General features: G+C 70.6%; 28 protein-coding genes. 20 read left to right on the top strand and 8 right to left on the bottom strand.

Annotation, left to right across the window (positions count from 1 at the left end; all coding sequences use genetic code 11):
* The first annotated feature begins 99 nt into the window (after nucleotides 1-99).
* The 3 genes from I2W78_RS17565 to I2W78_RS17555 are packed head-to-tail and all read left to right on the top strand — an operon-like array spanning nucleotide 100 to nucleotide 2,341.
* Nucleotides 100-1,146: a helix-turn-helix domain-containing protein gene (locus tag I2W78_RS17565; protein ID WP_196461059.1), complete on the top strand. Its 1,047-nt coding sequence runs from the start codon at nucleotides 100-102 to the stop codon at nucleotides 1,144-1,146.
* Nucleotides 1,147-1,194: 48 nt separating this feature from the next.
* Nucleotides 1,195-1,341 carry a hypothetical protein gene (locus tag I2W78_RS17560; RefSeq protein WP_196461057.1) on the top strand — a complete coding sequence of 49 codons (147 nt, stop codon included), beginning with the start codon at nucleotides 1,195-1,197 and terminating at the stop codon, nucleotides 1,339-1,341.
* A gap of 1 nt (nucleotide 1,342) precedes the next feature.
* Nucleotides 1,343-2,341 carry a peptidoglycan-binding protein gene (locus I2W78_RS17555; RefSeq protein ID WP_196461055.1) on the top strand — a complete coding sequence of 333 codons (999 nt, stop codon included), beginning with the start codon at nucleotides 1,343-1,345 and terminating at the stop codon, nucleotides 2,339-2,341.
* 112 nt (nucleotides 2,342-2,453) lie between these two features.
* Here I2W78_RS17555 and I2W78_RS17550 read toward each other — a convergent pair whose 3' ends face one another.
* Both I2W78_RS17550 and I2W78_RS17545 read right to left on the bottom strand, forming a co-directional pair.
* A complete protein-coding gene (locus tag I2W78_RS17550) occupies nucleotides 2,454-2,705 on the bottom strand; it encodes a DUF397 domain-containing protein (RefSeq protein WP_196461053.1) in 252 nt (83 codons plus the stop codon).
* A complete protein-coding gene (locus I2W78_RS17545) occupies nucleotides 2,702-3,547 on the bottom strand; it encodes a helix-turn-helix domain-containing protein (protein ID WP_374222677.1) in 846 nt (281 codons plus the stop codon). Before I2W78_RS17545 ends, I2W78_RS17550 begins: the two co-directional genes overlap by 4 nt.
* A gap of 116 nt (nucleotides 3,548-3,663) precedes the next feature.
* On the opposite strand from I2W78_RS17545, the gene I2W78_RS17540 reads away from it, so the two are divergent.
* The 4 genes from I2W78_RS17540 to I2W78_RS17525 all read left to right on the top strand — a co-directional run bounded on the left by I2W78_RS17540 (nucleotide 3,664) and on the right by I2W78_RS17525 (nucleotide 5,689).
* On the top strand, nucleotides 3,664-4,053 hold the full coding sequence (locus I2W78_RS17540) for a hypothetical protein (protein WP_196461051.1): 390 nt from the start codon (nucleotides 3,664-3,666) through the stop codon (nucleotides 4,051-4,053).
* Nucleotides 4,054-4,254: 201 nt separating this feature from the next.
* On the top strand, nucleotides 4,255-4,860 hold the full coding sequence (locus tag I2W78_RS17535) for a hypothetical protein (protein WP_196461049.1): 606 nt from the start codon (nucleotides 4,255-4,257) through the stop codon (nucleotides 4,858-4,860).
* Nucleotides 4,861-4,973: 113 nt separating this feature from the next.
* Nucleotides 4,974-5,240, top strand: a complete 267-nt coding sequence (locus I2W78_RS17530; protein ID WP_230885490.1) for a hypothetical protein — start codon at nucleotides 4,974-4,976, stop codon at nucleotides 5,238-5,240.
* Nucleotides 5,237-5,689: a hypothetical protein gene (locus I2W78_RS17525; protein WP_196461044.1), complete on the top strand. Its 453-nt coding sequence runs from the start codon at nucleotides 5,237-5,239 to the stop codon at nucleotides 5,687-5,689. The genes I2W78_RS17530 and I2W78_RS17525 overlap by 4 nt, the downstream gene beginning before the upstream one ends.
* 57 nt (nucleotides 5,690-5,746) lie before the next feature.
* Here I2W78_RS17525 and I2W78_RS17520 read toward each other — a convergent pair whose 3' ends face one another.
* The 3 genes from I2W78_RS17520 to I2W78_RS17510 all read right to left on the bottom strand — a co-directional run bounded on the left by I2W78_RS17520 (nucleotide 5,747) and on the right by I2W78_RS17510 (nucleotide 8,671).
* The gene (locus I2W78_RS17520; RefSeq protein WP_196461042.1) at nucleotides 5,747-6,397 is read right to left on the bottom strand and encodes a hypothetical protein; all 651 of its coding nucleotides are present in this window, start codon (nucleotides 6,395-6,397) and stop codon (nucleotides 5,747-5,749) included.
* A gap of 102 nt (nucleotides 6,398-6,499) precedes the next feature.
* Complete coding sequence (locus tag I2W78_RS17515; protein ID WP_196461040.1) at nucleotides 6,500-7,210, bottom strand: GntR family transcriptional regulator; 711 nt, start codon at nucleotides 7,208-7,210, stop codon at nucleotides 6,500-6,502.
* A 105-nt stretch (nucleotides 7,211-7,315) separates the two neighbouring features.
* Nucleotides 7,316-8,671 (bottom strand): aspartate aminotransferase family protein, encoded by a 1,356-nt coding sequence (locus tag I2W78_RS17510; RefSeq protein ID WP_196461038.1) that lies wholly within the window; start codon nucleotides 8,669-8,671, stop codon nucleotides 7,316-7,318.
* Nucleotides 8,672-8,859: 188 nt separating this feature from the next.
* Between I2W78_RS17510 and I2W78_RS17505 the strand changes: the two genes are divergently transcribed.
* The 5 genes from I2W78_RS17505 to I2W78_RS17485 all read left to right on the top strand — a co-directional run bounded on the left by I2W78_RS17505 (nucleotide 8,860) and on the right by I2W78_RS17485 (nucleotide 15,592).
* Nucleotides 8,860-9,471, top strand: a complete 612-nt coding sequence (locus tag I2W78_RS17505; RefSeq protein WP_196461036.1) for a type 1 glutamine amidotransferase family protein — start codon at nucleotides 8,860-8,862, stop codon at nucleotides 9,469-9,471.
* Nucleotides 9,468-10,001: a MarR family winged helix-turn-helix transcriptional regulator gene (locus tag I2W78_RS17500; protein WP_196461034.1), complete on the top strand. Its 534-nt coding sequence runs from the start codon at nucleotides 9,468-9,470 to the stop codon at nucleotides 9,999-10,001. The genes I2W78_RS17505 and I2W78_RS17500 overlap by 4 nt, the downstream gene beginning before the upstream one ends.
* Nucleotides 10,002-10,082: 81 nt before the next feature.
* Nucleotides 10,083-12,425, top strand: coding sequence for a serine/threonine-protein kinase (locus I2W78_RS17495; RefSeq protein ID WP_196461032.1), 2,343 nt, complete (start codon nucleotides 10,083-10,085; stop codon nucleotides 12,423-12,425).
* Between the two features lie 144 nt (nucleotides 12,426-12,569).
* The gene (locus I2W78_RS17490; RefSeq protein ID WP_307783709.1) at nucleotides 12,570-14,099 is read left to right on the top strand and encodes a PstS family phosphate ABC transporter substrate-binding protein; all 1,530 of its coding nucleotides are present in this window, start codon (nucleotides 12,570-12,572) and stop codon (nucleotides 14,097-14,099) included.
* Between the two features lie 92 nt (nucleotides 14,100-14,191).
* A complete protein-coding gene (locus I2W78_RS17485; RefSeq protein ID WP_196461028.1) occupies nucleotides 14,192-15,592 on the top strand; it encodes a M20/M25/M40 family metallo-hydrolase in 1,401 nt (466 codons plus the stop codon).
* 3 nt (nucleotides 15,593-15,595) lie between these two features.
* Here I2W78_RS17485 and I2W78_RS17480 read toward each other — a convergent pair whose 3' ends face one another.
* Nucleotides 15,596-16,345 carry an SLATT domain-containing protein gene (locus I2W78_RS17480; protein WP_196461026.1) on the bottom strand — a complete coding sequence of 250 codons (750 nt, stop codon included), beginning with the start codon at nucleotides 16,343-16,345 and terminating at the stop codon, nucleotides 15,596-15,598.
* A 296-nt stretch (nucleotides 16,346-16,641) separates the two neighbouring features.
* Here I2W78_RS17480 and I2W78_RS17475 point away from each other — a divergent pair, with 296 nt between their 5' ends.
* The 7 genes from I2W78_RS17475 (at nucleotide 16,642) to I2W78_RS17445 (ending at nucleotide 21,378) form a co-directional block, all read left to right on the top strand.
* Nucleotides 16,642-16,983, top strand: a complete 342-nt coding sequence (locus I2W78_RS17475; RefSeq protein ID WP_196461024.1) for a YbaB/EbfC family nucleoid-associated protein — start codon at nucleotides 16,642-16,644, stop codon at nucleotides 16,981-16,983.
* A gap of 59 nt (nucleotides 16,984-17,042) precedes the next feature.
* Complete coding sequence (gene recR / locus I2W78_RS17470) at nucleotides 17,043-17,642, top strand: recombination mediator RecR (protein WP_196461022.1); 600 nt, start codon at nucleotides 17,043-17,045, stop codon at nucleotides 17,640-17,642.
* Nucleotides 17,635-18,291, top strand: coding sequence for a DUF5063 domain-containing protein (locus I2W78_RS17465; RefSeq protein ID WP_196461020.1), 657 nt, complete (start codon nucleotides 17,635-17,637; stop codon nucleotides 18,289-18,291). The genes recR and I2W78_RS17465 overlap by 8 nt, the downstream gene beginning before the upstream one ends.
* Nucleotides 18,292-18,596: 305 nt before the next feature.
* Nucleotides 18,597-19,541, top strand: a complete 945-nt coding sequence (locus I2W78_RS17460) for a hypothetical protein (RefSeq protein WP_196461019.1) — start codon at nucleotides 18,597-18,599, stop codon at nucleotides 19,539-19,541.
* A 50-nt stretch (nucleotides 19,542-19,591) separates the two neighbouring features.
* Entirely contained in the window at nucleotides 19,592-20,170 is a 579-nt protein-coding gene (locus I2W78_RS17455) for a Uma2 family endonuclease (protein ID WP_196461017.1), read from the top strand.
* 40 nt (nucleotides 20,171-20,210) lie between these two features.
* Entirely contained in the window at nucleotides 20,211-20,615 is a 405-nt protein-coding gene (locus tag I2W78_RS17450; RefSeq protein ID WP_230885489.1) for a hypothetical protein, read from the top strand.
* 265 nt (nucleotides 20,616-20,880) lie between these two features.
* A complete protein-coding gene (locus I2W78_RS17445) occupies nucleotides 20,881-21,378 on the top strand; it encodes an SgcJ/EcaC family oxidoreductase (protein WP_196461015.1) in 498 nt (165 codons plus the stop codon).
* Here the strand turns inward: I2W78_RS17445 and I2W78_RS17440 are convergent.
* Both I2W78_RS17440 and I2W78_RS17435 read right to left on the bottom strand, forming a co-directional pair.
* Nucleotides 21,344-22,708, bottom strand: coding sequence for a sensor histidine kinase (locus I2W78_RS17440; RefSeq protein WP_196461013.1), 1,365 nt, complete (start codon nucleotides 22,706-22,708; stop codon nucleotides 21,344-21,346). The two genes, I2W78_RS17445 and I2W78_RS17440, sit on opposite strands and share 35 nt — an antisense overlap.
* Nucleotides 22,705-23,382, bottom strand: a complete 678-nt coding sequence (locus I2W78_RS17435) for a response regulator transcription factor (protein WP_196461011.1) — start codon at nucleotides 23,380-23,382, stop codon at nucleotides 22,705-22,707. Before I2W78_RS17435 ends, I2W78_RS17440 begins: the two co-directional genes overlap by 4 nt.
* A 237-nt stretch (nucleotides 23,383-23,619) precedes the next feature.
* Between I2W78_RS17435 and I2W78_RS17430 the strand changes: the two genes are divergently transcribed.
* Nucleotides 23,620-24,897 (top strand): aspartate kinase, encoded by a 1,278-nt coding sequence (locus I2W78_RS17430; RefSeq protein ID WP_196461009.1) that lies wholly within the window; start codon nucleotides 23,620-23,622, stop codon nucleotides 24,895-24,897.
* The last annotated feature ends 7 nt before the right edge of the window (nucleotides 24,898-24,904 follow it).

Here is a 24,904-nt window from a genome sequence, read left to right as displayed (position 1 = left end):
CTGGAGTCTCCAGGGGACTCCAGGACCTCACGTCCATCGGACGTTTATGCGTCCTTGCTTCCCTGGTCTCCTACGACTCATCTGTCCAGGGGGAGACCGATGTGGGCCGGGGACGAGACGTATCTGCAGGACGAGACATATCTGGACGAGGGGGCATGGCAGCGAGCGCTGACCGGTCTGTACGGGCCGGTCAGCGCCCGCGCCGATCACGGGGAGCACTTCCGCGCGTCGTTACGGGTGCGGGAGCTGGGTGCCGTGCGGGTGTCCGTGGCGCGCTGCCCGGCCGGGGAGGTGCGGGGCGGGCCGCCGTACGACGGTGGTGCTCGTGACGGGAGCGCCTCCCGCTATCACCTCGTGCTGGTGCTCGGCGGGGCGCTGGCGCTGGACCAGACCGGGCGGACCGCGCGGATCGGGCGGCGGGATCTGGTGCTGCTGGACGCGGGACGCCCGTTCCGGATGCGGTCGGCCGGTGCGTGGAACGAGGTGGTCACCGTGCATCTCGCGGTCACGCAGCCACAGTGGGGTCTGCCGGAGCTGGTGGCGCGGGAGCTACCGGGCCGTGCGGGGGCGGCCCGGCTGGCCACGGAGTTCCTGGCGGGGCTCGGGCGGGACACGACGCCGTACGGGAGGTGCGCCGAACTGCGGCTGGGCACGGTGGTGAACGAGCTGGTGCTGGCCGTGCTCGACCACCGGTTGGGCGACGCGGACCCGGCGGCGCGGGGACCGGAGCTGCTGGCGCGCATCCAGGCGTACGTGCTGCACCACCTCGGGGACGGCGGGCTGAACCCCGACCGGATCGCCGCCGCGCATCACATCTCCACCCGCTATCTGCACCTCCTCTTCCAGCGGCAGGGGCTCACCACCGCCGCGTGGATCAAGGCGCAGCGACTGGACCGGTGCCGGCGCGACCTGGCCGATCCCCGCCTGCGTGGGCTGCCCGTCCACGCCATCGGGGCGCGCTGGGGGTTCGCCAGTCCGGCCGACTTCAGCCGGGCGTTCCGCACCGCGTACGGCACCACACCCACCGGATTCCGCGGGGGCGGGAGCCGTCGGGGCGAGCCCTCAGCGCGGGTGCGCTCCCTGCCAAGGAACAGTGCGCGCAGTGACAACGACAGACCTGCGGCTGCTCAGCAGACTCATGCGTAGGACGAGGCGCGGCAGCCGCCGCTCTCGCACCGGACACATGGGGGACAAGTGACCGAGAGTGAACTGAAGCCGGTGGAACCGCAGGGCGGCGCCGGGCTGTTCGACGTCGACCCGGACCAGGCCGGCGTGAGCCAGGACCCGAACGCCGTCGTCAAGGGCGACGTCGACGTCCTCCCCGAGAACGGGGAGGTGTGACATGGGTTCCGTGGAAGGAATGCTCGCGCAGATGCGCAAGCTGATCGGCACCGGCGAGAACCCGCCCGGCTCGAACCGCAACCACATCACCAAGTGGTACGGCTTCGACGGCCCGTGGTGCGACATGACCGTCAGCTATGCCGCCGCCCACTCCGACAACCTGAGCGCGATCATGGGCAAGTACGCGTACACGGTCGCGCACGCGCAGGCGTTCCAGAACAAGGGCCGCTGGCACTACGGGCTCGGTGGCGTCCGGCCGGGCGACGTCGTGTTCTTCGACTGGAGCGGCACCCGGCGGATCGGCAACATCGACCATGTCGGTGTGGTCGAGGCGGTGCACTCCAACGGCACCATCACCACCATCGAGGGCAACACCAGCGACCAGTGCAAGCGCGTGCGCCGCAACTCCAGCACCATCGTGGGGTACGGCCGCCCCGCCTACGGCAACGCCAAGCCGCTGCCGCCCACCGACGGCATCCTGCGGCGCGGCTCCAAGGGCGCGGCCGTGAAGACCCTCCAGGGGAACCTGAACAAGGTCATGGGGTCGAAGCTGGTCGTCGACGGGGACTTCGGCCCCGCCACCGAGACGGCGGTGAAGGCATTCCAGAAGAAGTACGGCCTCACCGTCGACGGTGAGTACGGGCCCGCGTCGGCGGCGATGATGAAGGCCGCGCTCAAGGGCGGCACAAAGCCCCAAAAGCCGACCCCGCGCCCGCCCGCCGCCGGAAAGCTCGTGGTGGACGGCAAGTTCGGCCCCGCGACCTGCGCCGCGATGCAGCGTGCGCTGAACAAGCACGGGGCGACACTGACCGTCGACGGCGCCTTCGGTCCCCTGACCAAGAAGGCCCTCCAGCGCCACCTGAAGGTGACCGCGGACGGCGTCATCGGCCCGAACACCGTCAAGGCCCTCCAGAAGAAGGTGGGCGCGGGCGTCGACGGCGAGTGGGGCTCCGACACCACCCGACACCTCCAGCAGGCACTGAACGCGGGCAAGTTCTGAGCCGGACGCTCCGCTTCGGCACCGCGACGAAGGCGGCCCATGCTTCACCGGAGACGGTGAGGTGTGGGCCGCCGGGTTTGGGAGGGCGGGTGGAACGTCGTGCCCGGAGTGGTCACTCCACGGCATACGTGAGGAAGTCGGCCCAGGCTTCGGAGGTGAGGGTGAGTATCGGGCCGGTGGGGTTCTTGGAGTCGCGGATGTGGATGGTGGCGTGGGGGTGGCAGGGGGCGACTTCGACGCAGTTTCCGCCGCCGCCGTCGCTGTACGTCGACTTGCGCCAGTCGTAGGCGGCTTCGACGCAGGCGCCGCCGCCGCTGTCGCTGTAGCTGGACTTGAACCACCGAAGGGTTCCGGTGCTGGTCATCGTTCCTCTCCTGCCAACCGCTCGATGAGGCTCAGGGAATCGTCCGGACTCAGGGCCTGTGCGCGGATCTTTGCATAGCGGTGCGTCAGTTGAGACACCTCCGCGGGATTGCTGATCAAGATCCCCTGGTCCTCGACCTCCAGGTACACGACGTGCTGGTGCTCCTTGGTCTCCACGAGGTGCATAGGACCGCGATCGCCAGCGTACGTCCCGCGCAGTCCGCGTTCCAAGGGCAGCACCTGCACACAGACGTTGTCCCGCCCGGCGTCCTCGGCGAGCGATAGCAACTGCCCGCGAAGGATCTCCCAGCTGCCGAACGGCCGCCGCAATACGCTCTCTTCGAGGATCAGCTCGATCAAAGGGGCAGGTTCCCTGTCGAACAGCGCCCTGCGGGCCAGCCGTGCCTCGACAAGCTCCTCACGCTTCTGCTCGGAGACCGGCGGATAGCCACCGCCGATCAGCGCCCGTGCGTACTCCTCGGTCTGGAACAGTCCGTCGACGACCAGCGTCTCGTACGAGCAGATCGTGATCGCCCCGGCCTCCAGCTCCGAGAAGCCCCGGAACCGTGCCGGGTACTTCTCCAGCAGCATCCACTTGCGCGCCTCCTCGAAGACCCCCAACCCGCCCCCGAGCTGCTCCTCCAACTTGACCAGCATCTGGTCACTGGCGGGCTGCGCGCACGTCTCCATGGCGCTGACCGCCGAGGCGGTATAGCCCAACTTCGTCCCCAACTCCTCCTGCGAAAGCTGCTGTTGCTCCCGAAGGGCCTTCGCCAGCGCGGCGACCATGTGCGCCGTTCCGTTCGCCTCTACCTTGTTCTCCGCCCGCGCCATCGCGGTCACCCCCGAACTCAACCGAACTCAACCGAACTCAACTGGTCACCACGACGATTCAACCGTGTTCAACCAGCCACTCAGAGTTATGGACGACGGTAGACCCGACTCCGGAAACTGTCTCCATGAATACGCAATGTGACTGGATTCCTGCCGTCGGAATCCAACTCCGCAAAGCCGGCGTCCAGTTCGACGCGGTCCGTGTGGACGGCGACCGGGGCCGCGCCCTCGCCGACCGCCTGGCCGGCCTGACCGGTGGGGACCCCGGCCCGGTCGTGGAGGAGGCCAACGGGCTGCGGGGCGTCTACTTCCTGGTCCCCGTCGGCAGTACGTCCCACCGGTCGTGGCCAGACGGCGTCACTCGTCTCACCGCAGGTCGGCAGCACATCTCGTACATCCCGGTGCCCGCGCTCCATGGCCCGACCTGGCCGCTCAGCTGGCGCTATCGCCCGACGGCGTACGACCGGCTCGTCCACCCGTTGCTGCTGCGCGCCGCGCTTCACTCCGCCGAGTGAAATGCACGAACTTCCGCCCGGGAAAACCCAGTTCCAGCTTGCGTTCGTCGCTCTGCGTGGCCTTAGAGTCACGCCAACAAGCCAAGCAGGCGGCAAAGGAATGCCCCCGCGGTGCTACCAACACCCGGGGGCTCGGCACCAGGAGCGTCAGCTCCACCAGGAAGGCTGGCGCACCCAATGCGCGTTCATCGTACGGCTCCCATGCGCGCCTTTTCAGCTCTCTCGCACTCTCTTCTCCAGGACCGGAGCATCTCCTGGTGCGCGGTGGGCGTACTGGCGTACCTATTGACCCTCCCGCACGGAACCCACGTCACCGTCCGCGCGCTCGCCAAGCGCGGCAAGGAAGACCGGGGGCGGATCGCTCGCGCCCTGCGTGAGCTGGAGGAATCGCGGTATCTGCGGCGGGTGGTGCGCGGGGGCCGGTGGTGGGGACAACTCCGCGCCGACTACGAGGTGTTCGACACTCCGTACGAAGACGAGCCACCGACGGGTGAACCTGAAAAAGTTCGGAACCCGACCTCCGGTGAGTCCGCTGAGTCCGCTGAGTCCGGCTCGTCGAGTCAGCGCACGCTGATCGCCGCCCGCATGCTCGGCTCGCTCGCCCTCACGCACCCCTGTCTCACCCTTGGCGCCTCCCAGGTGTGGCGGCTCGCGCCGCTGGTCGTGGAGTGGTGGGACGCGGGGGTGAGCAGTGCGCAGCTGCGGGCGGTGCTGACCGACGAGCTGCCGCGGCGCGTGCACTCGCCCGGCGCACTGGTCGAGAGCCGACTGCGCGACCACCACCCGGCCGGGCCGACACCCGCGTAGCCGCCCAGACTCCCGGCCCGCGTCCGCGCGCCGGGCCCTACGAAAGAAACGGAGTGCCGATGACCGTCGCACTCGTACGCCCTGAGGTGGTATACCGCCGGTATACTGTGCTCATGGCTGACACCACGATCAAGGTCGACCCCGCTGTCCGAGACCGCCTCCAGGAGCTGGCCCGGGACCGCGGCATCAGCATGCGGGACCTCGTGGCGGAGCTGGCCGGAGCCACGCCCACCAAGGAAGAGCTGCGCAAGCGGTACGAGGAGACCAAGGCGTACGTGGAGGAGCACTTCCTGGGCAGGCCATACACCGAGGAGGACGAGAAGGCCGGCGAAAAGCTCTGGGCCGACCTTGAGGCCGGGCGCATCGGGGAGGTCCAGTGACCGAGAAGGGCCAGTACCCGTTGCCGCGTGCCGTCATCTTCGACGACTCTGCCGCCCTCGCGCTCGGCGAGGGGAACAGCATGGCCTCCCGGCTCGTCGTCGAGGCCGAGAAGGACCCCGCGCTGCGCGTGTTCATCCCGGCGCTCAGTCTCGCCGCCGCCGAGCGGGAACGGGCGGGCGTGGCCGAGCACCTCGGCGCGCTGCCGTCCGTCAACGTCGAGGGGCTCGACTTCGCCGGTGCGACCGCCGTGGGCAAGCGCCTGCGGACGGCGGCTGCCGGGGACGGCGCCGCGTACGGCAAGGACGAGTCGGACTGGAGCGGCGCCCACGTGCTGCACCTCGCCCTGCCCACCGTCGAGTGGCCGCACGGTCGTCCCGTGCTGACCAGGACGCCGACCCGCTACCGCGGTACAGGCATCCGTACGATCCGCATCGTCGAGCAGAACTGACGGCTGCCCCGGCGGGGAGGGGGCCGGAGCCCCCGGCGCCCTCCTCGCCGGCCGGCCTCAGCTGAAGACGATCATCGACCCCTGCGCCAGACTCCGCGTCGCCGCCGCGTGCAGGCCCAGCCACACGTGGCGTTCGCGGGCGAAGGGGCTCGGGTCGTACGGGGCGGGTACGGCCGGCTCCTCCAACTCCGTGGGCGCCAAGGGAGGTTGAGGGGCCGCCGGAGGGTTGGCCGGGTCGATGCCGATCGACGGGGCCACCAGCTCCAGCTCGCGCAGCAGCGCCTGTGAGGAGCCCAACGGGCCGCCGCCCGCGAGGAGTTCGTCGTCCGACAACGGGTGCGGGAAGTCGACGGGGACGTACGCACCCGCGTGGTCGTAGTGCCAGACCAGGTGCGACTGCTGGGCCGTCGTCTCGAACATCTCCAGGAGCTGCTCGTAGTCGCCGCCCAGTTCGTCGACCGGGGTCACGGGAAGGCCGCACACCTGGAGCAGATACGCGCGGCGCAGGAAGTGCAGCGCGTCGTAGTCGAAGCCCGCGACCGGGGCGACGTCGCCGGACAGGCCCGGCATGTACTGGTACACCGGCACCGGCGGCAGCCCGGCCTCGGCGAGCACCTTGTTGTATTGCGCGAGTTCTTCGGCGAACGGGTTGTCGGGGGTGTGGCACAACACGTCGACGAGCGGTACCAGCCACAGGTCACAGGCCAAAAGAGGGCTCCTCAACAACGCAGGCAGCGCACAGCACAGTGGTCAGAGAAGGGTAATCCGTGTGGTGCGGGGCGGGCCCCCGCGTGCAGATCCCATACCCACTCAGCCGGTGGCCAGCCGCTCGATCAGAGCCAGCGCGTGCGCGTTGTGCGCGGCGACGATGGAGCGCGCGGCATCGGTGTCGCGCTGGGACAGCGCGTCGATCAGTTCGGTGTGGCCGGCCCACAGCTGACCGCGCAGATCGGTGATCCGGCGCAGATGCTGTACCGCGCACACCCAGGACTGCACGCGCAGCCGGTGCAGGAAGTCCACCAGGTAGGGGTTGCCGAACAGGCTGCTCAGCTCACGCCAGAAGCGCAGGTCGTAGCCGATCAGCACGGTGAGGTCACCGGCGCAGGCGGCGCGCTGCGCCTCCTCGCCGCGCCGGCGCACGCCCGCGAGCGCGGCGGCCGTGTACGGGTCGTCGGGGTCCTGGAACCGCGGGGGCCCGCCCCGGCCGCGGTCCAGGGCGTGGAACATGCCGTCGATGACCAGGCTGCGCGCCTCGACCAGCCCGCGGAAGTCGGCGACGGAGTACTCACGCACCCGGAAGCCCCGGTGCTGGAGCGCCTCCAGCAGGCCCTGCGCGGACAGGTCGACCAGCGCCTCACGCACCGGCGTCGCGGAGACCCCGTACTGGTCGGCGATCTCCTTGACCGTGAACTCCTGCCCCGGCTGCAGCCGCCCGGCCAGCACCTCGTCGCGTAGCGCGTCCGCGATCTGCTGCCGCAGGGTGCTGCGGGTCACGGCGCCGTTGCCGCTGGTGCCGGGCATGGTCGGGGGTCTCCTCGTCGCGTCCGGTGGCGTGCTCGTGATCGTGGTTCCCGTCGTGGAGGGCCACGAGCACGCCACCTTACGCGCTCGGATGCCGGGCCGTGATTACTCGGTGTGCTCGTCGGCCACCGACAGGGCCGCGTCCAGCGCCGCCAGCCCCTCCTTCAGCTCGGCCTCGGTCACATTGCACGGCGGCACGATGTGCGTCCGGTTCATGTTCACGAACGGCCACACCCCGCCCGCCTTGGCCGCCGCCGCGAACGCGGCCATCGGGGCGTTGGCCTCGCCCGCCGCGTTGTACGGCACCAGCGGCTCGCGCGTCTCCTTGTTCTTCACCAGGTCCAGCGCCCAGAACATGCCGACGCCGCGCACCTCGCCCACCGACGGGTGCCGCTCGGCCAGCTCCCGCAGCGCCGGCTCGACGACCTCGGCGCCCAGCCGGGCCGCGTTCTCGACGACGCCCTCCTCGGCCATCACGTTGATCGTCGCGACGGCGGCGGCACAGGCGAGGGGATGGCCGGAGTACGTCAGTCCGCCCGGGTACGGCCGCTTGCCGAAGGTCGACGCGATCTCACCGGAGATGGCGACGCCGCCGAGCGGCACATACCCGGAGTTCACGCCCTTGGCGAAGGTCATCAGGTCCGGTACGACGTCGAACAGGTCCGCCGCGAACCACTCACCGGTCCGCCCGAACCCCGCCATCACCTCGTCGAGAATGAAGACGATCCCGTACTTGTCGCAGATCTCACGGACGCCCGCCAGGTATCCCGGCGGCGGCACCATGATCCCGGCCGTTCCGGGGATCGTCTCCAGGATGATCGCGGCTATGGTCGCCGGGCCCTCGAAGGCGATCGTCGTCTCCAGGTGCTCCAGCGCCCGGGCGCACTCCTGCTCCTCGGTCTCGGCGTAGAAGCGCGAGCGGTACAGGAAGGGCGCCCAGAAGCGCACGACCCCGGACGTGCCGCTGTCGTTGGCCCAGCGGCGCGGGTCGCCGGTGATGTTCACGGCCTGCTGGGTGCCGCCGTGGTACGAGCGGTACGCCGAGAGCACCTTCGGGCGGCCCGTGTGCAGCCGGGCCATGCGCACCGCGTGCTCCACGGCGTCGGCGCCGCCGTTGGTGAAGAAGATCTTGTCCAGGTCGCCGGGCGTGCGCTCGGCGATCAGCCGCGCCGCCTCGGAGCGGGCCTCGACGGCGAAGGCGGGCGCGAACGTGGACAGGGTTGCGGCCTGTTCCTGGATCGCGGCGACGATCTTCGGGTGCTGGTAGCCGATGTTGGTGTAGACGAGGCCGCTGGTGAAGTCGAGGTAGCGGTTGCCGTCGTAGTCCCAGAAGTACGACCCCTCCGCACCGGCGACGGCGAGCGGGTCGATGAGTTCCTGCGCGGACCAGGAGTGGAACACGTGCGCACGGTCCGCGGCCTTCACGGCTGCACCGGCGGCGGGATTGGGCTGAGGGGTCATGCGGCCGAGGGTAAATGTCCGGGATGCGGACGCGACATCGGCGTCCTGTATGGGGTCTCGCACATTCCGCGACAGATTGTCGACGAGGGATTGTCGACGAGGCGTGCGAGGAGCGGCATTGACAGGATGCTGTCGATGATGACAGTATCCTGTCATAAGGTCATCGCGGCATGACCCGAGGAGGAGTCATGAACAGCAGCCGTAAGCCCGTCCACCTGGCCGTCTACGACACCCTCGCCGACTGGGAGACCGGCCATGCGACGGCGCACCTCGCCCGCGCCGGCCACCGGATCCGCACCGTCGGCCCCACCACCGACCCGGTCACCAGCATCGGCGGCCTGCGCGTCCAGCCCGACCTGGCCCTGGACGACGTACGACCCCAGGACAGCTCGCTGCTGATCCTCCCGGGCGCCGACCTCTGGGACGCGGGTGACGACCTCGCACCCTTCGCCCGCAAGGCGCGCGAGTTCCTGGCCGCCGGGGTGCCCGTCGCCGCGATCTGCGGGGCCACCGCCGGGCTCGCCCGAGAGGGACTGCTCGACGACCGGGACCACACCAGCGCGGTCTCCTTCTACCTCGCCGCCACCGGCTACCAGGGCGGCGCGCGGTACGTCGACGCCGACGCCGTCACCGACGGCAACCTGATCACCGCCGGGCCCACCGAGCCGGTCGCCTTCGCACGGGAGATCCTCCGGCTGCTCGGGGTGTACGAGGGGGCGGTGCTGGACGCCTGGTACCGGCTCTTCCACGACTCCGACGCCGAGGCGTACGCCGTCCTGGAACAGGCGGGTGCGCGGTGAGCCGACGGCGGCAGGATCTGCTGAGCCGCGGCGCGCTCGGCGTCTTCCGGTTGAACGGCCAGTTCCTCGCGGTGGCGGAGGAACTCGCCCGCCCGGCCGGGCTCACGGCTGCCTGGTGGCAGGTCCTCGGCGCGGTGCTGCCGGAGCCGCTGCCCGTCGCCGGGATCGCCCGGGCGATGGGCATCACCCGGCAGAGCGTCCAGCGCGTCGCCGACCTGCTCGTCGAACGGGGCCTGGCCGAATACCGCCCCAACCCCGCCCACCGTCGCGCCAAGCTCCTCGCCCCCACCGAGGCGGGCCTGGCGGCGGTACGCCGCATCGACCCCGGGCACGCCCGGTTCGCCGACCGGCTGGCGGAGGCGCTGGGGGAGGAGGACTTCGAGGAGACGGTACGGGTGCTGGAGCGGCTGTCGCGGGTGCTCGACGAGGTCGGGATGCCGACGGGTGCGGGGGGAACCGTGGAAGCGTCCGTTGCGGAGCCGTCCGTTGCGGAGCCGTCCGTTACGGAACCGTCCGTTACGGAACCGTAGAAAGCGGCCCGGCCGTCTCCCTGTGTCGCCGCATTATTCTTCGGTCAACGCACAGGGGCGGATGGGGGAGGCGGGTTCGCCGTGGACAGACTGGGGCCTGGGGATCCACCGCGGATCGGCGCCTACCGGCTGCTGGCGCGGCTCGGCGCCGGTGGGATGGGGCGTGTGTATCTGGCGCGGTCGGACCGGGGGCGGACCGTCGCGGTCAAGCTGGTGCGCAGGGAACTGGCCGCGCAGGAGGAGTTCCGCGCGCGGTTCCGGCAGGAGGTGCGGGCCGCCCGGCAGGTCGGCGGTCACTGGACCGCGCCCGTGCTCGACGCCGACACCGAGGCCGCCGTGCCGTGGGTGGCCACCGGGTATGTCGCCGGACCGAGCCTCCAGCAGGTCGTCGGGCGGGACCACGGGGCGCTGCCCGAGCGTTCGGTACGGATCCTGGCGGCCGGGCTCGCGCACGCGCTGAAGGACATCCACGCCGCCGGGATCGTGCACCGCGACCTCAAGCCGTCCAACGTGCTCGTCACCATCGACGGGCCCCGCGTCATCGACTTCGGGATCGCGCGAGCGATGGAGACGGTGACCGACGGGGGCCTGACCCGGACCGGCGCGCTCGTCGGCTCGCCCGGTTTCATGGCGCCCGAGCAGGTGCGCGGCGACCGCGTCACGCCCGCCTGCGACGTCTTCTGCCTCGGCTCCGTCCTCGCCTACGCCGCCACCGGCAACCTCCCCTTCGGCGGCGCCGACAGCGGGGTGCACGCCCTGATGTTCCGTATCGCCCAGGAGGAACCCGACCTGGACGGCGTACCCGAGGGCATCGCCGACGTGGTACGCCACTGCCTGCGCAAGGACCCGGCCGCCCGGCCGACGCTGGACGACATCCTTCAGCGCACGGGCGCGGAGGACACCGTCACCGGCGGACGGTCCCGGGACCCCTGGCTGCCGGGCGGCCTGGTGGCCCAACTCGGGCGGCACGCCGTGCAGTTGCTGGAGACGGAGGACCCGGAGGGCGCGGACGCCGACCGGGGGGTCTCGCCCGAGCACGCGTCCGCCGCCGACGAGTCGGCACCGGCCGCCACGGGGCAGCGGCAGCCGGGATCGCAGCCGCCGGACCGGATGCCCACGGTGGCCGCGTCCCAGAGCCCCGCACCACCGGCCCCGCCGCACCCGGCGTACGGCGATCCGCAACCGGGGCAGGGTCATCGCCAGCAGTCCCAGGCCCAGGGCGCCGCGCAGGCTTCGGCGCTGCCACTGGCGTACGGCGATCCGCGACCGGGGCAGGGTCATCCCCAGCAGTCCCAGGGTCAGGGCGCCGCGCAGGCTTCGGCGCTGCCACTGGCGTACGGCGATCCGCGACCGGGGCAGGGTCATCCCCAGCAGTCCCAGGGTCAGGGTGCCGCGCAGGCTTCGGCGCCGGCACCGGCGTACGGCGATCCGCAGCAGGGGCAGGGTCATCGCCAGCAGGCCCAGGCCCAGGGCGCCGCGCAGGGTTCGGCGCTGCCACTGGCGTACGGCGATCCGCGACCGGGGCAGGGTCATCCCCAGCAGTCCCAGGGGCAAGGCGCCGCGCAGGCCCCGGCGCCGGCACCGGCGTACGGCGATCCGCGACCGGGGCAGGGTCATCCCCAGCAGTCCCAGGGGCAAGGCGCCGCGCAGGCCCCGGCGCCGCCGCCGCCGTACGTCCCGGCGTACGGGCCCCCCAATGGTGGCGCGCCGGCCGGTGGCGCGTACCCCAACGGGCCGTATGCCGCCGCCCCGCAGGCCCCCGGCCCCTACGCCAACGGCCCCTACGGCGGTCTCGGCCCCACCCCGCCCTACGGCCCGCCCGCCGTCGTCGCCTCCGAGGAGCCGCCCCGCCGGAGCGGCCGCGCCACCGCCGCGCTCGTCGCCATGGCGGTGGTCGTCGCGCTCGCCGCCGGTGGGACGGTGTACGCGCTGATGGACGGCAACGAGAGCCCGCAGGCCGGCCCGACCGCCTCCGCGCCCGGCGGCTCGACCGCCCCGGCGACCACTCCCGAGGCGTCCACCACGGCGCCGGAACCCTCCCCGTCGGCCTCGTCGACGCCCGCCGAAGGGGTGATACCCGACGGCTACCTCGGCACCTGGACGACCACGATCGACAACGCGAGCGGGCAGCACACCCGGCGGCTGACCCTCCAGCAGGGCGAGGTCGGCGACACCGTCCTGTCCCTCGTCGCGGACGGTCCGGCGGAGGGCGGCGGCAGCTATCACTGCGTGTTCCAGGCGCAGTTGGCCGAGGAGCCGGGTGCGGACGGCCCGGTGCGGGTCGGCCCGTCCACGGTGACGGTCGGCGAACCGGCCACCGCCTGCACACCGGGCGCGGCCACCGAGGTCACCCTGCTGCCGGACGGCGGCCTGCAGCGCGTGAACGGGACGACTGGGGAGAAACTGACGTACCGGCGCCCGTGACGTGTACCGGGCTACGGTTGAAGTCCCGTTCGCTGTGAGCAAGTTGAACGCGCAGCGAACATTCGTGGCAGGCTCCTGACGGGCTGTTCGGACAGACGTACGGTGACCCCACCATCTGAGCTCTGGAGTGGCGGGGGACCACCAGTGTTGGAGTGGCTGAACAACGAGAATTTCATCGCCGTCGGCACGTCCGTCCTCGGCGTCATCGCGGCCCTCGTGATGTTCCTGTACGACCGCTGGGTGCCGCGTCGCAAACTGATCGGCTACCGCGTACAGCTGGACACCCCCATCGGCGACGGGGCGTCGTCCAACCCACGCCTCGGGGACTTCGACGTACCGAACATGGCCCGCGCCTCGCTCGTCCTGCTGCGCATCGAGAACGACGGGGCGCGGAGCGTCTACCAGGGCGACTACACCGCCTCCGAACTCCCCGGCCTGACCGCCGAGTTCACGGGACGCACGGTCCAGGCCGTCGCGGTCACCCAGCCGTCCGGCATCGATCACCTCAACAGCCACTTCACGCGCGAGAACGGGTTCGACCACCGCGACAACAAGGTGACCATCCCCCGTGTCCCGCTCGAACCCGGCGACCACTTCAAGCTGCTCGTGCTGCTCTCCGGCGGTCAGGTGGAGGGCGAGGTCAAGCTGATCGGCGGCCTCCACGAGGGCAGGGTCCACCAGAACAGCTCCCCCACGCCGGACGAGAAGCAGCGCCGGTTCAGCCTCGCGGCCCGGCTGGTCAGCGGCGGGCTCATCCTCGCCATACTGGGCCTCGCCGGCATCATCCTGCTGCGCGACGGCAACCCGATCGAGTGCGAGCGTGGCGAGCTGACCGTGACCGGCTCGACCGCCTTCGAGCCCGTCGTCCGCACGCTCGCCAAGCAGTACGAGAACAAGTGCGAGGGCGCCGACATCTCGGTCGAGGCGCGGGGCAGCGAGGAGGGCGTCGCCGAACTCGCCGAACTCGCCAGGGAGTCGAAGGACGAGGCCAAGTCGGTGATCGCCTTCTCGGACGGGCCGATGGGCGAGCGCTGGAACCTGACGGAGAAGAAGGTCGCGCTCTCCGTCTTCACCCTCGTCGTCCACAAGGACATCGACCTCGGCACGCACGGACTGTCCCTGCGGGAGGTACAGGACATCTACGCGGGCAAGTACCAGCGCTGGGGTCAGGTCGTGCCCGGCGTGGCCAAGATCGCCAATCTGCCGATCGTGCTGGTCAGCCGGGGTGACGAGTCGGGCACGCGGCAGATCTTCCAGGACCGGGTGCTGAAGGGGTGGGAGCAGGCGCCGAGCACGTCACTGGACTGCAAGCCGCCCGCGCGGGCCGGTGACACCGTCACCCGCTGCGAACTCGGCTCGACCAGAGCCGTGCTGAACAAGATCGAGGAACAGCCCGGCGCCATCGGCTACAGCGAACTCACCCTCGCCAAGGAGCGGGGTGACAAGGTGAACAGGGTGCCCCTGGCCGGCGACCAGCCCGACGAGCGGCAGATCGAGCTGGGCGGCACCCGCTACCCGTACAAGGACATCGAGTACGCCTACACCTACGAGCCGCCCCGCCCCGGCTCCCTCGCCGCCGGCTTCCTCGCCTACCTCGACGAGTCCACCAGCCAGAACGTGATCCGCAACAGGGGGCATCTGCCGTGCCTGCGTGATGCGGACCTGTGCGCGTGAGGTGCGCGGGTCCCCTTGTGGGGTGCTTGATGTGTCCACGACGATAGTGGTCGCCATGGACCCAGATGCGGCGTGTCGGCCCAGGAGGACACATGCGTCCCAGCCCCAGCAGGCGAACGGTACTCACCGCGACCGGCGCGACGGCGCTGGGAGCCGCCGCAGCGGGTGAGGCCGCGGCCGCGACGCCGTCGGGCACCCGCCCACCGGCGACCGCCCAGCCCCCCACCCGCGAACTGCGCGCGCTGCTCCGGGAGATCGACCCCGACCGCATCGAGGCGACGGTCCGCAGGCTCGTCTCCTTCGGCACCCGGCACACCCTCTCCAGCCAGGACGACCCCCGGCGCGGCATCGGCGCCGCCCGCGACTGGCTGCTCGCCGAGCTGAGCTCCTGTGCCGCCGCGTCCGGAGGCCGGATGACGGCGGAACTCCAGTCGTACGTCCAGGAACCGGCCCCGCGCATCCCGACCCCGACACGGATCACCAACGTGGTGGCGACGCTGCGGGGCGCGGTGACACCGGAGCGCGTGTACGTCGTCTCCGGCCACTACGACTCCCGCGTCACCGACGTCATGGACGCCACCTCGGACTCGCCGGGCGCGGACGACGACGCGTCCGGGGTGGCGGTGGTGCTGGAACTGGCGCGGGTGATGGCGACGCGGCGCCCGGCGTCGACGATCGTGTTCGCGGCGGTGGCGGGGGAGGAGCAGGGCCTGTACGGCGCCGCGCACATGGCGCAGCAGTTGAAGGCGGCGGGCGCGGACGTGCAGGGCATGTTCACCAACGACATCGTCGGCAGCCCGACGGCGGACGACGGCACGCGTGACCCTTACACGGTCCGCCTCTTCGCCGAGGGCGTGCCCTCCTCGGAGACCCCGGAACAGGCCGCGGTCCGCCGCTCGGTCGGCGGCGAGAACGACTCGACGACACGCCAACTGGCCCGTTTCGTAAGGGACGTGGCGGACAACGACGTGACCGGCATGCACGTGCGCGTGATCTACCGCCGCGACCGCTATCGCCGGGGCGGCGACCACATCCCGTTCCTGGAGCGCGGCTACCCGGCCGCCCGCTTCACCGAGCCTGCCGAGGACTTCGCCCACCAGCACCAGGACGTACGCGTCGACGAGCACGGCACGCAGTACGGCGATCTGCCGGAGTTCTGCGACTTCCGGTACATCGCCCGGGTGGCCCGCGTGAACGCCGCGACCCTGTGGACCCTCGCGCAGGCCCCCGGCACCCCGCGCGAGGCCCGCCTCCTCACCGCCACCCTCACCAACTCCACGCAGCTGGTGTGGAGCCGGGGCACGGAACCCGACCTGGCGGGCTACGAGGTGGTCTGGCGCGAGACGACGTCCCCGGAGTGGACCCACGTCATCCCGGTGGGCGATGTGACGACCCACGAGGTGGACCTGTCCAAGGACAACGTGTTCTTCGGGGTCCGGGCCGTGAACAAGGCGGGGCAGAAGAGCCCGGTGGCGTTCCCGCAACCTGCGTGACGGTCACCGCGGCTCCGGCGGCCGCTGCCGAGGCATGTTCGGCCGGGCGGAGCCCCCCGGCGGCAACGGAAACCTCCCCTGCCCACCCGCACCCTCCGGCCGCCCCCCGGAGACCAGCGCCGACTGGATCCCGAGCGGCGCGGACCCGGTCCGGAACTCCACCATCCAGTCCGCCGTCTCCGTCCGCACCAGCTCCGTCACATCCTCCGAGAACCTCCGCAGCACCCCCAGGCACCGCTCGGCCGCCTCCCCGGCGGTCCCCTCGGTGGGCCCCAGAACCTCCCGCACACTCTCCGACGCCCAGTCGAACTGCAACGCCTGCAACCTGCGCTGCACGGCCTGCGCGGTCGCCACGTCCCTCATCCACCCGGACGTCACCCCGAAATACCGGTCCACGGCCACGCACGACACCCCGAGCAGCAGGGCCAGATACCCCCAGGGCGCCACCCCGCCCACCACACCGGTCAGGTCGAGGAACGGCAGCGCGGCCCCGGTCACCGCCCCCACCGCCGCCCCGCACCGCAGCACCCGGGCCCCGCGCCGCTTCCACACCCGGTCGGCGAGATACCAGGCCGCCGTGTCCAGCGCGCCCCGCTCCACCCACCGGTACAGCTCGTCCAGCCGTACCGCGGGCTCCGCCCAGTCCCCGAGCGGAAACGCCCGCCCGGCCAGATCGCCCGGCCGCAGCTCGGCCGCGCCCTCGCCCCGCCCGTCCTGAGGCGGCCCCTCGGGCTGCATCTCCGGCTGACCCACCCGGCACTCCCTATCGACCACAACTGATCACGGTGCGTGACACGTCGTACCGCGCACGCGTCGTCACGACGTCCCGCCTGATGGTGACGCCGATGCGCCGGACCCTTCCTACCGCCCAATGGGTGGCGAAGGCCCTGCTTTCCCCTGTTTTCCGCCCGGAAGAGGGCCTTGGTCAGGTATAGGACACGGAGTCCTCTCACTCGAAAGAGTGCTGGGGCGACGGCCGCGTGGACCACGTAGGCTCGTGCTGAGCGGGAAAACCCCGTGCCTCATGAGCCCCGGAAGAGGAGCTGATCGTGATCCCCGGTGGTGGCCAGCCCAACATGCAGCAGCTGCTGCAGCAGGCCCAGAAGATGCAGCAGGACCTGGCGAAGGCACAGGAGGAACTGGCGCAGACCGAGGTCGACGGCCAGGCGGGCGGCGGCCTGGTGCAGGCCACGGTCACCGGCGCCGGTGAGCTCCGCGCGCTGCGGATCGACCCGGAGGCGGTGGACCCGGAGGACACCGAGACGCTCGCGGACCTGATCGTGGCGGCCGTGCACGCCGCCAACGAGAACGCCCAGGCCCTCCAGCAGCAGAAGCTGGGCCCTCTCGCCCAGGGCCTCGGCGGCGGCGGTATCCCCGGACTGCCCTTCTAAGTCGGGCCGCGGGAAACTACCGTACGTACTGAACGACACCCAGGAAGGGCGGCAGTCCGTTGTACGAAGGCGTGGTCCAGGACCTCATCGACGAGCTGGGGCGGCTGCCCGGCGTCGGTCCCAAGAGCGCCCAGCGGATCGCCTTCCACGTGCTGCAGGCGGAGCCGACGGACGTCCGCCGGCTCGCGCACGCCCTGATGGAGGTCAAGGCGAAGGTCCGCTTCTGCGCCACCTGCGGCAATGTCGCCCAGGAGGAGCTGTGCGGGATCTGCCGCGACAGCCGCCGCGACCCGGCGGTGATCTGTGTGGTCGAGGAACCCAAGGACGTCGTCGCCATCGAGCGCACGCGTGAGTTCCGCGGCCGCTACCACGTGCTGGGCGGCGCGATCAGCCCGATCGAGGGTGTGGGCCCGGACGACCTGCGTATACGAGAGCTTCTCGCCAGGTTGGCCGACGGGACGGTCACGGAGCTCATCCTGGCCACGGACCCGAATCTGGAGGGCGAGGCCACCGCGACGTACCTCGCCCGCATGATCAAGCCCATGGGCCTGAAGGTCACCCGCCTGGCCAGCGGCCTCCCGGTGGGTGGCGACCTGGAATACGCGGACGAGGTGACCCTCGGCCGCGCCTTCGAGGGGAGACGACTCCTAGATGTCTGACGCCACGCTGCACTCCACGACCCAGGACCCGGACGACTTCGCGGTCCAGATCGCGGACCAGGTAGAGAGCTTCCTGGTGGCCGTCACCGAGGTGGCCAGGGGCGACGAGCCGGAGTCAACGGTGCCCTTCCTCCTGCTGGAGGTCTCCCAACTCCTCCTGGCCGGCGGCCGCCTGGGCGCCCACGAGGACATCGTCCCCGACGAGCGCTACGAACCCGACTCGGGCCCCGAGCCCGACGTCGACGAACTCCGGGAGAACTTCGCCCGGCTGCTGGAGCCGGTCGACGTCTACTCCGAGGTCTTCGACCCCTACGAGCCCCGCAAGGCCCCCGTCCCGGCCCGTATCTCCGACGACCTCGCCGACATCATCACCGACCTCCGCCACGGCATGGCCCACTACCGGGCCGGCCGCACCACGGAGGCGCTGTGGTGGTGGCAGTTCTCCTACTTCTCCAACTGGGGCTCCACGGCGTCCGCCGTCCTGCGCGCCCTGCAGTCGGTGCTCATCCACGTCCGCCTGAACCAGCCCCTGGAGGAACTGGACGGCCTGGACACCGACCAGGGCATGGGCGACGACACCCTCGAAATCGAGGCCGGCAAGGTCATGCAGCAGGAGATCGGGGGGCCGTTGGGGATGCGGGTGAAGTAGCCGCGCCGGCCTCCGGCCCGGGGCTTGAGCCTCGGGCTTCAAGCTCTTCCATTGGTTTCTGGAATTGGGTGAAACCTTCCCAACCAACCAATCCCGTACGTGAGTTGAGACGTCGTACCCCGAAAGGGTGACGTTGCGTGATCGGCTTGCGTCGGAACGTAAAGCCACTCTAGGTTCGCGGCAATAGAACGGCCCCGGTCGGTGCGCCAACACCGGCTCCGGGGCCTCGACCTACGCATCGAATGGACCCTTCGATGGTGGCTTGCGCCTACCCTAGTCCCGCCCTGCCGTCCCCGTCCCACCCGATGGCCAAAACGGGTTACGGCAAACGCCTCGCCGGTGACGAAGACCCGCACGCGGACGCGGACTTCGCACATCTGAGCCCCCGTGACCGCGAGATCGCCGTCTTCGTCGACCACCTCGAAGAGGGCCACGCGATGGGCTACAAGGCGATCGCGGCGGAGCATCCCCGCTACGGCCAGCAGGCCGTGCGCACCTCGTTGGGCCGGATCACGCTCGCCGGCCACCTGCGCTGGATCAAGGAGCACATCACCGTCGAGGACAACTCGATGCGGTGGGTTACGCGGACGTACTGGTCGCGTACCCGCAGGTCGGTGCAGTGGTGGGAGGACTTCGCGCGGGAGCGCCACGGCAGGGACGTGACCGAGCACTACATGCCGGGTCTGGCCCGTACCGAGGAGGCGGAGCAGGCCGAGGTCGAGGAGCCCGAGCAGACGGATGAGCAGCCCAGCGCCGCGTACCAGACCCTCGCCGAAGTCCGCTCGGCCGACGCCCGTATGCCGCTGTCGGACGGCGACTGCCGCTCTCTCGAACCCCTCGCCGCCGAGTGGCTGTCGCGTGGCGCGACGCCCGGTGACATCACCAGGGCCCTGACGGACGGACTGCCGTCGGCCGTCACGAACCCGGGCGGACTCGCCCGCAACCGATTGGAGAACAAAATGCCCCCGAAGAAGGCGAAGGTGCGCCAGAAGGCCGCCCGCCGTGCCCAGGTGACCCGCGTGATCATGGCCTGCGGCCTGTGCGACGCGGACGAGCGGACGACGGAGATCGTGAGCGGGCTGTGCCGTGAGTGCCTGGCGGAGATCGAGGCGGAAGGCCCGGTGTACGGCTACGTACCGGAGACGTTCCTGCCCGGCCCGCGCGACGGCGGTGGCCCGCCCGGCGCGGACGAGGTCATCGACGTCACCGACCGCGTCAACGCCCTGCGCCGCGCTGCGCGGCTGCTGTGAGCGTGCGGGAGGTGCCGGTCGGGGCACCATGGTGTCGAGGAGGCAACGCCATGACCCCCAGGACCGAGTACCGGCCGCAGATGACCGTCGAGGAGTTCGAAGCGCTGGAGCGCCATGCCCCGGAAACCGTGCGGCTGGAGTTCATCAATGGAAAGGTCCAGGTCAAGGCCGTGACCGACGGCAACCACGACCACATCATCGCTTGGTTGCAGAGGCTGTGCATGCAGCATCGTCCCGAGCTCTGGCTCTACGCGGACCGTGGGATGAAGGTCGAGAGCTACCGCAAGGGGCGGGCGCGTCCGGACGGTGTTCTCGCTCCGTTCGGATTCCCCAAGGGCCATGGCGACTGGTCCGACGCGGAAGGCGTGCTCATGGCAGTGGAAGTCACGTCGTACGACTCCGACACCCACCAGCGCGACCGAGTCGAGAAGCCCGATGCCTACGCGGCCGCCGGTATCCCCGTCTACCTCCTCATCGACCGGGACGACTGCTCAGTCACAGTGTTCAATCAGCCGGAGGACGGCCGCTACCGGCATGAGGAGAAGCTCCCCTTCGGGGCCGCCGTCAAGCTTCCGGCCCCCGTGAACGTCACCCTCGACACCGAGCCCCTCAAGGAGTTCGTGGACTGAGACCCTGCGCCACTCGCCTCCCGGGCGCCATCATGGCCGTATGACAGGGCGGTCAAAGGCGTTGCTGTGGACGGGGATCGGGCTGTGCGTCGCTGGGGCAGCGGGGCTGGTTGTGGTGGGCGTGCTGGACGTCGACGCGGCTGATCGGTGGGGGAGCGTGGCCGGGGGAGCAGCGGCGCTGGTCGGACTGGCGCTCACCCTCTACGCCTACCGCGGTCCGTCGTCGGGCGTTACCCGGCCGACCGTGCAGGCCGGTGGTGAGCGCTCGATCGCCGCCGGCGGCAACATCGGCTTCGCTGCCACGGGCGATGGTGCCGCCGCAGAGCCTCCGGCCCAGATGCCCGCATCGTCCTCGCCACTTCCCGGCAGGAGCGTCGCCGCTTCCGGCGACCGTTCCGTGGCGGCCGGGGGTGACATCGGGAGCGTGTCCACGGGGGACCAATGAGCGACGGAGCGTCGGTGGAGGCATCACCATCCTTGCGGCGGAGGCGCTTGCGTTGCGGTCGGCGGACGGGCCCGTGAGGTAGCTGCCCCGGCGTACTTCGCATTTGCTCGGGGCACCGCACCTCGCCCCGCTGACCTTGGACAAACCCTTTCCCCGCCCTACACGCACGCTGGACGCGCCCTAACCAGCGCAAAGCGAGGCTGGAGTCACTTCCACCGCGGCGGACGCGGAGGGAGCAACTCCCCTCACCTGCACTGGAGATGCGATGACTCGTAAGACCCGGATACGCGCAGCCGTCGTCACCGTCACCGCCCTCGCCGCGGCAGCCACGGTCACCGCCGGGGTCGGCAACGCCGGGGCCGAGCGGGCGGCCCAGCCCTCAAAGGCGCGGGTCGCCGGGCTCTTCGACCAGTGGAACGCCGCTCTGCGGACCGGCGACCCGGAGAAGGTCGCCGACCTGTACGCGAAGGACGCGGTGCTGCTGCCCACCGTCTCCAACAAGGTCCGTACCGACCGGGCCGGCATCGTCGACTACTTCGAGCACTTTCTGAAGAACAAGCCGGTCGGGAAGAAGGTCAAGACGATCGTCAACGTGCTCGACCGGAACTCCGCGATCGACACGGGGGTGTACGAGTTCACCCTCACCGACCCGGCCACCGGCACGAAGAGCGTCGTCGAGGCCCGCTACACCTACGCGTACGAGAAGCGCGGCGGCGAGTGGAAGATCGTCAACCACCACTCCTCTGCGATGCCCGAAGGCTGATCACCACCTTCAGACCGCCGCCCGGTGCGTCCGCAAGCGTCACCGTCCCGCCGTCGTCCGTCACCAACTGCTTGACGACTGCGAGGCCGAGGCCGGTGCCGGACTTTCCGGTCAGGCCCTTGCCCCGCCAGAAACGGTCGAAGGCGCGGGACTTGTCGGCGTCCGGCATGCCGGGCCCCTCGTCCAGGACGCAGACCGTCACTTCGTCGCTGCGGTGCTCCACCCGGACGGTGATCGTCCCGCCGTCCGGTGACACCTCCAGGGCGTTCGAGAGCACGTTGTCCAGCACCTGGTCCAGATGACCCGGGCTGGCCAGCACCCGCACCAGCGGCCGGCCGCCGGCATTCCCCTTGAGCGCGATGGTGACTCCGCGCTCGTCGGCGGCCGGTCTCCACACCGCGAGCCGCTCCTGAACGATGTCCATCAGGGGCAGCGACTCGGCGTCCGTCACCTTCGCCTCGGCCCGCGCCAGCACCAGCAGGCCGTTGACCAGGCGGCTCATCCGGACCACCTCGGCCGTCGCCTGCTCCACATCCTCCCGGACGAAGTCGTCGTCCACGCCGTCCGCGATGTTGTCCAGGGACAGCCGCAACGCCGTCAACGGGGTGCGCAGTTGATGCGAGGCGTCGGCCACGAAGATGCGCTGTGACGCGATCAGCGTGTCGAGGCGTTCCGCGCCCTGGTTGAGGGTGCGGGCGAGGGTCTGGGTCTCGGGCGGGCCCGTCACCGGGGAACGGGCGGTCAGGTCGCCGTCGCTGAACCTGCTCGCCATGTCGTTGAGCTGGCGCAGCGGGCGGGTGATACGGCGGGCGACCGCGACGCCGATCAGTGCGGCGACGCCCAGCACCAGCAGCGCGAGGATCGCCCGGAAACCCCAGATCGACCACAGCCGGGAGGTCAGCTCGCCGGTCGCGTACTGGATGCGCACGGCCCCGACGACCGGACCCTCGGGCTGCGGGCGTGCGGGGACCGTGACCACCAGGTGGTCGCCCCAGATGAAGTCCGAGCCCCAGTCGACCGTCGGCTCCCCCTGCCGCAGGGCCTTCTCCAGCGCCGCGTCCCGCTCCGGTCGCGGCAGTCGCGTGGCGCAGTTGTCGGTGGCGGTCACCTGGATCTCGTCGTCGTACGCCCGTGCCATCTCCTCCAGGGCCTCGCAGGAGGCGGCGCTGTCGCCGCCCAGCAGCAGCGCCATCGCGTCGGCCTCGCGCAGCACGGAGTGCCGGGTGTCGTCGCGCAGCTGGTCGGTGAGGGTGAAGGCCACCGGCACGGTGAACAGCGCGATGGCGACGGCGACGAGCAGGACGTAACTGCGGACGAGCTGGCGGATCATGCCGGGGAGTCCACGATCTCCAGCCGGAACCCGACCCCACGCACCGCCTCGATGGTGATCGCCCCCGCCAGCTTCCGCCGCAGCGCCGCCACATGGACGTCCAGGGTCTTCGTTGGCCCGAACCAGTTCGCGTCCCAGACCGCCTCCATGATCTGCTCGCGCGACATCAGCGCCCCCGGCTCCTCGGTGAGGAAGGCCAGCAGGTCGTACTCCTTGGGCGCGAGCGCCACCTCCGCGCCGTCGAGGCGGACGCGGGCCGCCTTGCGGTCGATCGCCAGGTGGGGGCCGTACCGGTCGGGGGCGGCCTCGGCGGGCGTACGGGGCTGCATGCGCCGCAGCACCGCTCGTATCCGTGCGATGACCTCCCGTACCCCGAACGGCTTGGACACATAGTCGTCGGCGCCCAGTTCGAGACCGACCACCCGGTCCGTCTCGTCGCTGCGGGCGCTGATCACGATGATCGGGACGTCACCGCGCTCGCGCAGCGCCTTGCAGACGTCGAGGCCGTCGGTGTCGGGCAGGCCGAGATCGAGGAGTACGACGTCGTAGGGCCCCTGGTGAGCGAGGGCGGCGCCGCCCGTCGTCACCCACGCCACCTCGAAGCCGTACCGGGCCAGCCCCCGCCGCAGTGACTCCGCGACCGGCTCGTCGTCCTCCACCAGAAGTACGCGCACAGGCCGAACCCTAGTGCTTGAAAGTTGAGTTACAGCACCCGGGTGAGTGCTCTTTGTGATGCAGGGCACTTTTCCGAGTGGTCTCGGGCTTGTGCGGGCATGTGCCTTTCCGGAACGGGCGGCGGGACATCTCACCATGCGATATCGCGAAGGTGATTTTCGACCGCTCGTTAGACTGAGCCGACCGCGGTGCATATGCGTATCTGCGGAAAGAGACGGATTGAGCGAGGAGCGCACGTGGGCCTTGTCGTGCAGAAGTACGGAGGCTCCTCCGTAGCCGATGCCGAGGGCATCAAGCGCGTCGCCAAGCGGATCGTGGAAGCCAAGAAGAACGGCCACCAGGTGGTCGCCGTGGTTTCCGCGATGGGCGACACGACGGACGAGCTGATCGATCTCGCCGAGCAGGTTTCCCCGATTCCTGCCGGGCGCGAGCTCGACATGCTGCTGACCGCCGGAGAGCGGATCTCCATGGCCCTGCTGGCGATGGCGATCAAAAACCTGGGCCACTCGGCCCAGTCCTTCACCGGCAGCCAGGCAGGTGTCATCACCGACTCGGTCCACAACAAAGCCCGGATCATCGATGTCACGCCGGGCCGGATCCGGGACTCGCTGAACGAGGGCAACATCGCCATCGTGGCCGGTTTCCAGGGCGTCAGCCAGGACACCAAGGACATCACCACGCTGGGGCGCGGCGGCTCCGACACCACCGCGGTCGCGCTGGCCGCGGCGCTGGACGCCGAGGTCTGCGAGATCTACACCGACGTCGACGGTGTGTTCACCGCCGACCCGCGCGTGGTGAAGAAGGCCCGGAAGATCGACTGGATCTCGTTCGAGGACATGCTCGAGCTGGCCGCGTCCGGGTCGAAGGTGCTGCTCCACCGCTGTGTGGAGTACGCCCGCCGCTACAACATCCCGATCCACGTCCGGTCGTCCTTCAGCGGACTGCAGGGCACCTGGGTCAGCAGCGAGCCGATCGAGCAAGGGGAAAAGCAGGTGGAGCAGGCCATCATCTCCGGTGTCGCGCACGACACCTCCGAGGCCAAGATCACGGTCGTCGGCGTGCCGGACAAGCCGGGCGAGGCCGCCGCGATCTTCCGCACGATCGCCGATGCCGAGATCAACATCGACATGGTCGTGCAGAACGTGTCCGCCGCCTCCACGGGCCTGACGGACATCTCCTTCACACTCCCGAAGACCGAGGGCCGCAAGGCCATCGACGCGCTGGAGAAGAACAAGCCGGGCATCGGCTTCGACTCGCTGCGCTACGACGACCAGATCGGCAAGATCTCGCTCGTGGGCGCCGGGATGAAGACCAACCCGGGCGTCACGGCGGCCTTCTTCGAGGCGCTCAGCGACGCGGGGGTGAACATCGAGCTGATCTCGACCTCCGAGATCCGTATCTCGGTCGTCACCCGCGCCGACGACGTCAACGAGGCCGTGCGCGCCGTGCACACCGCCTTCGGCCTCGACTCCGACAGCGACGAGGCCGTCGTCTATGGAGGCACCGGCCGCTGATGGCCGG

The organism is Streptomyces spinoverrucosus (genome assembly GCF_015712165.1).
Lineage (GTDB): Bacteria > Actinomycetota > Actinomycetes > Streptomycetales > Streptomycetaceae > Streptomyces > Streptomyces spinoverrucosus_A.
Note: the sequence above shows the minus strand (reverse complement) of the source record. Positions and strands in the feature narration are given on the sequence as shown.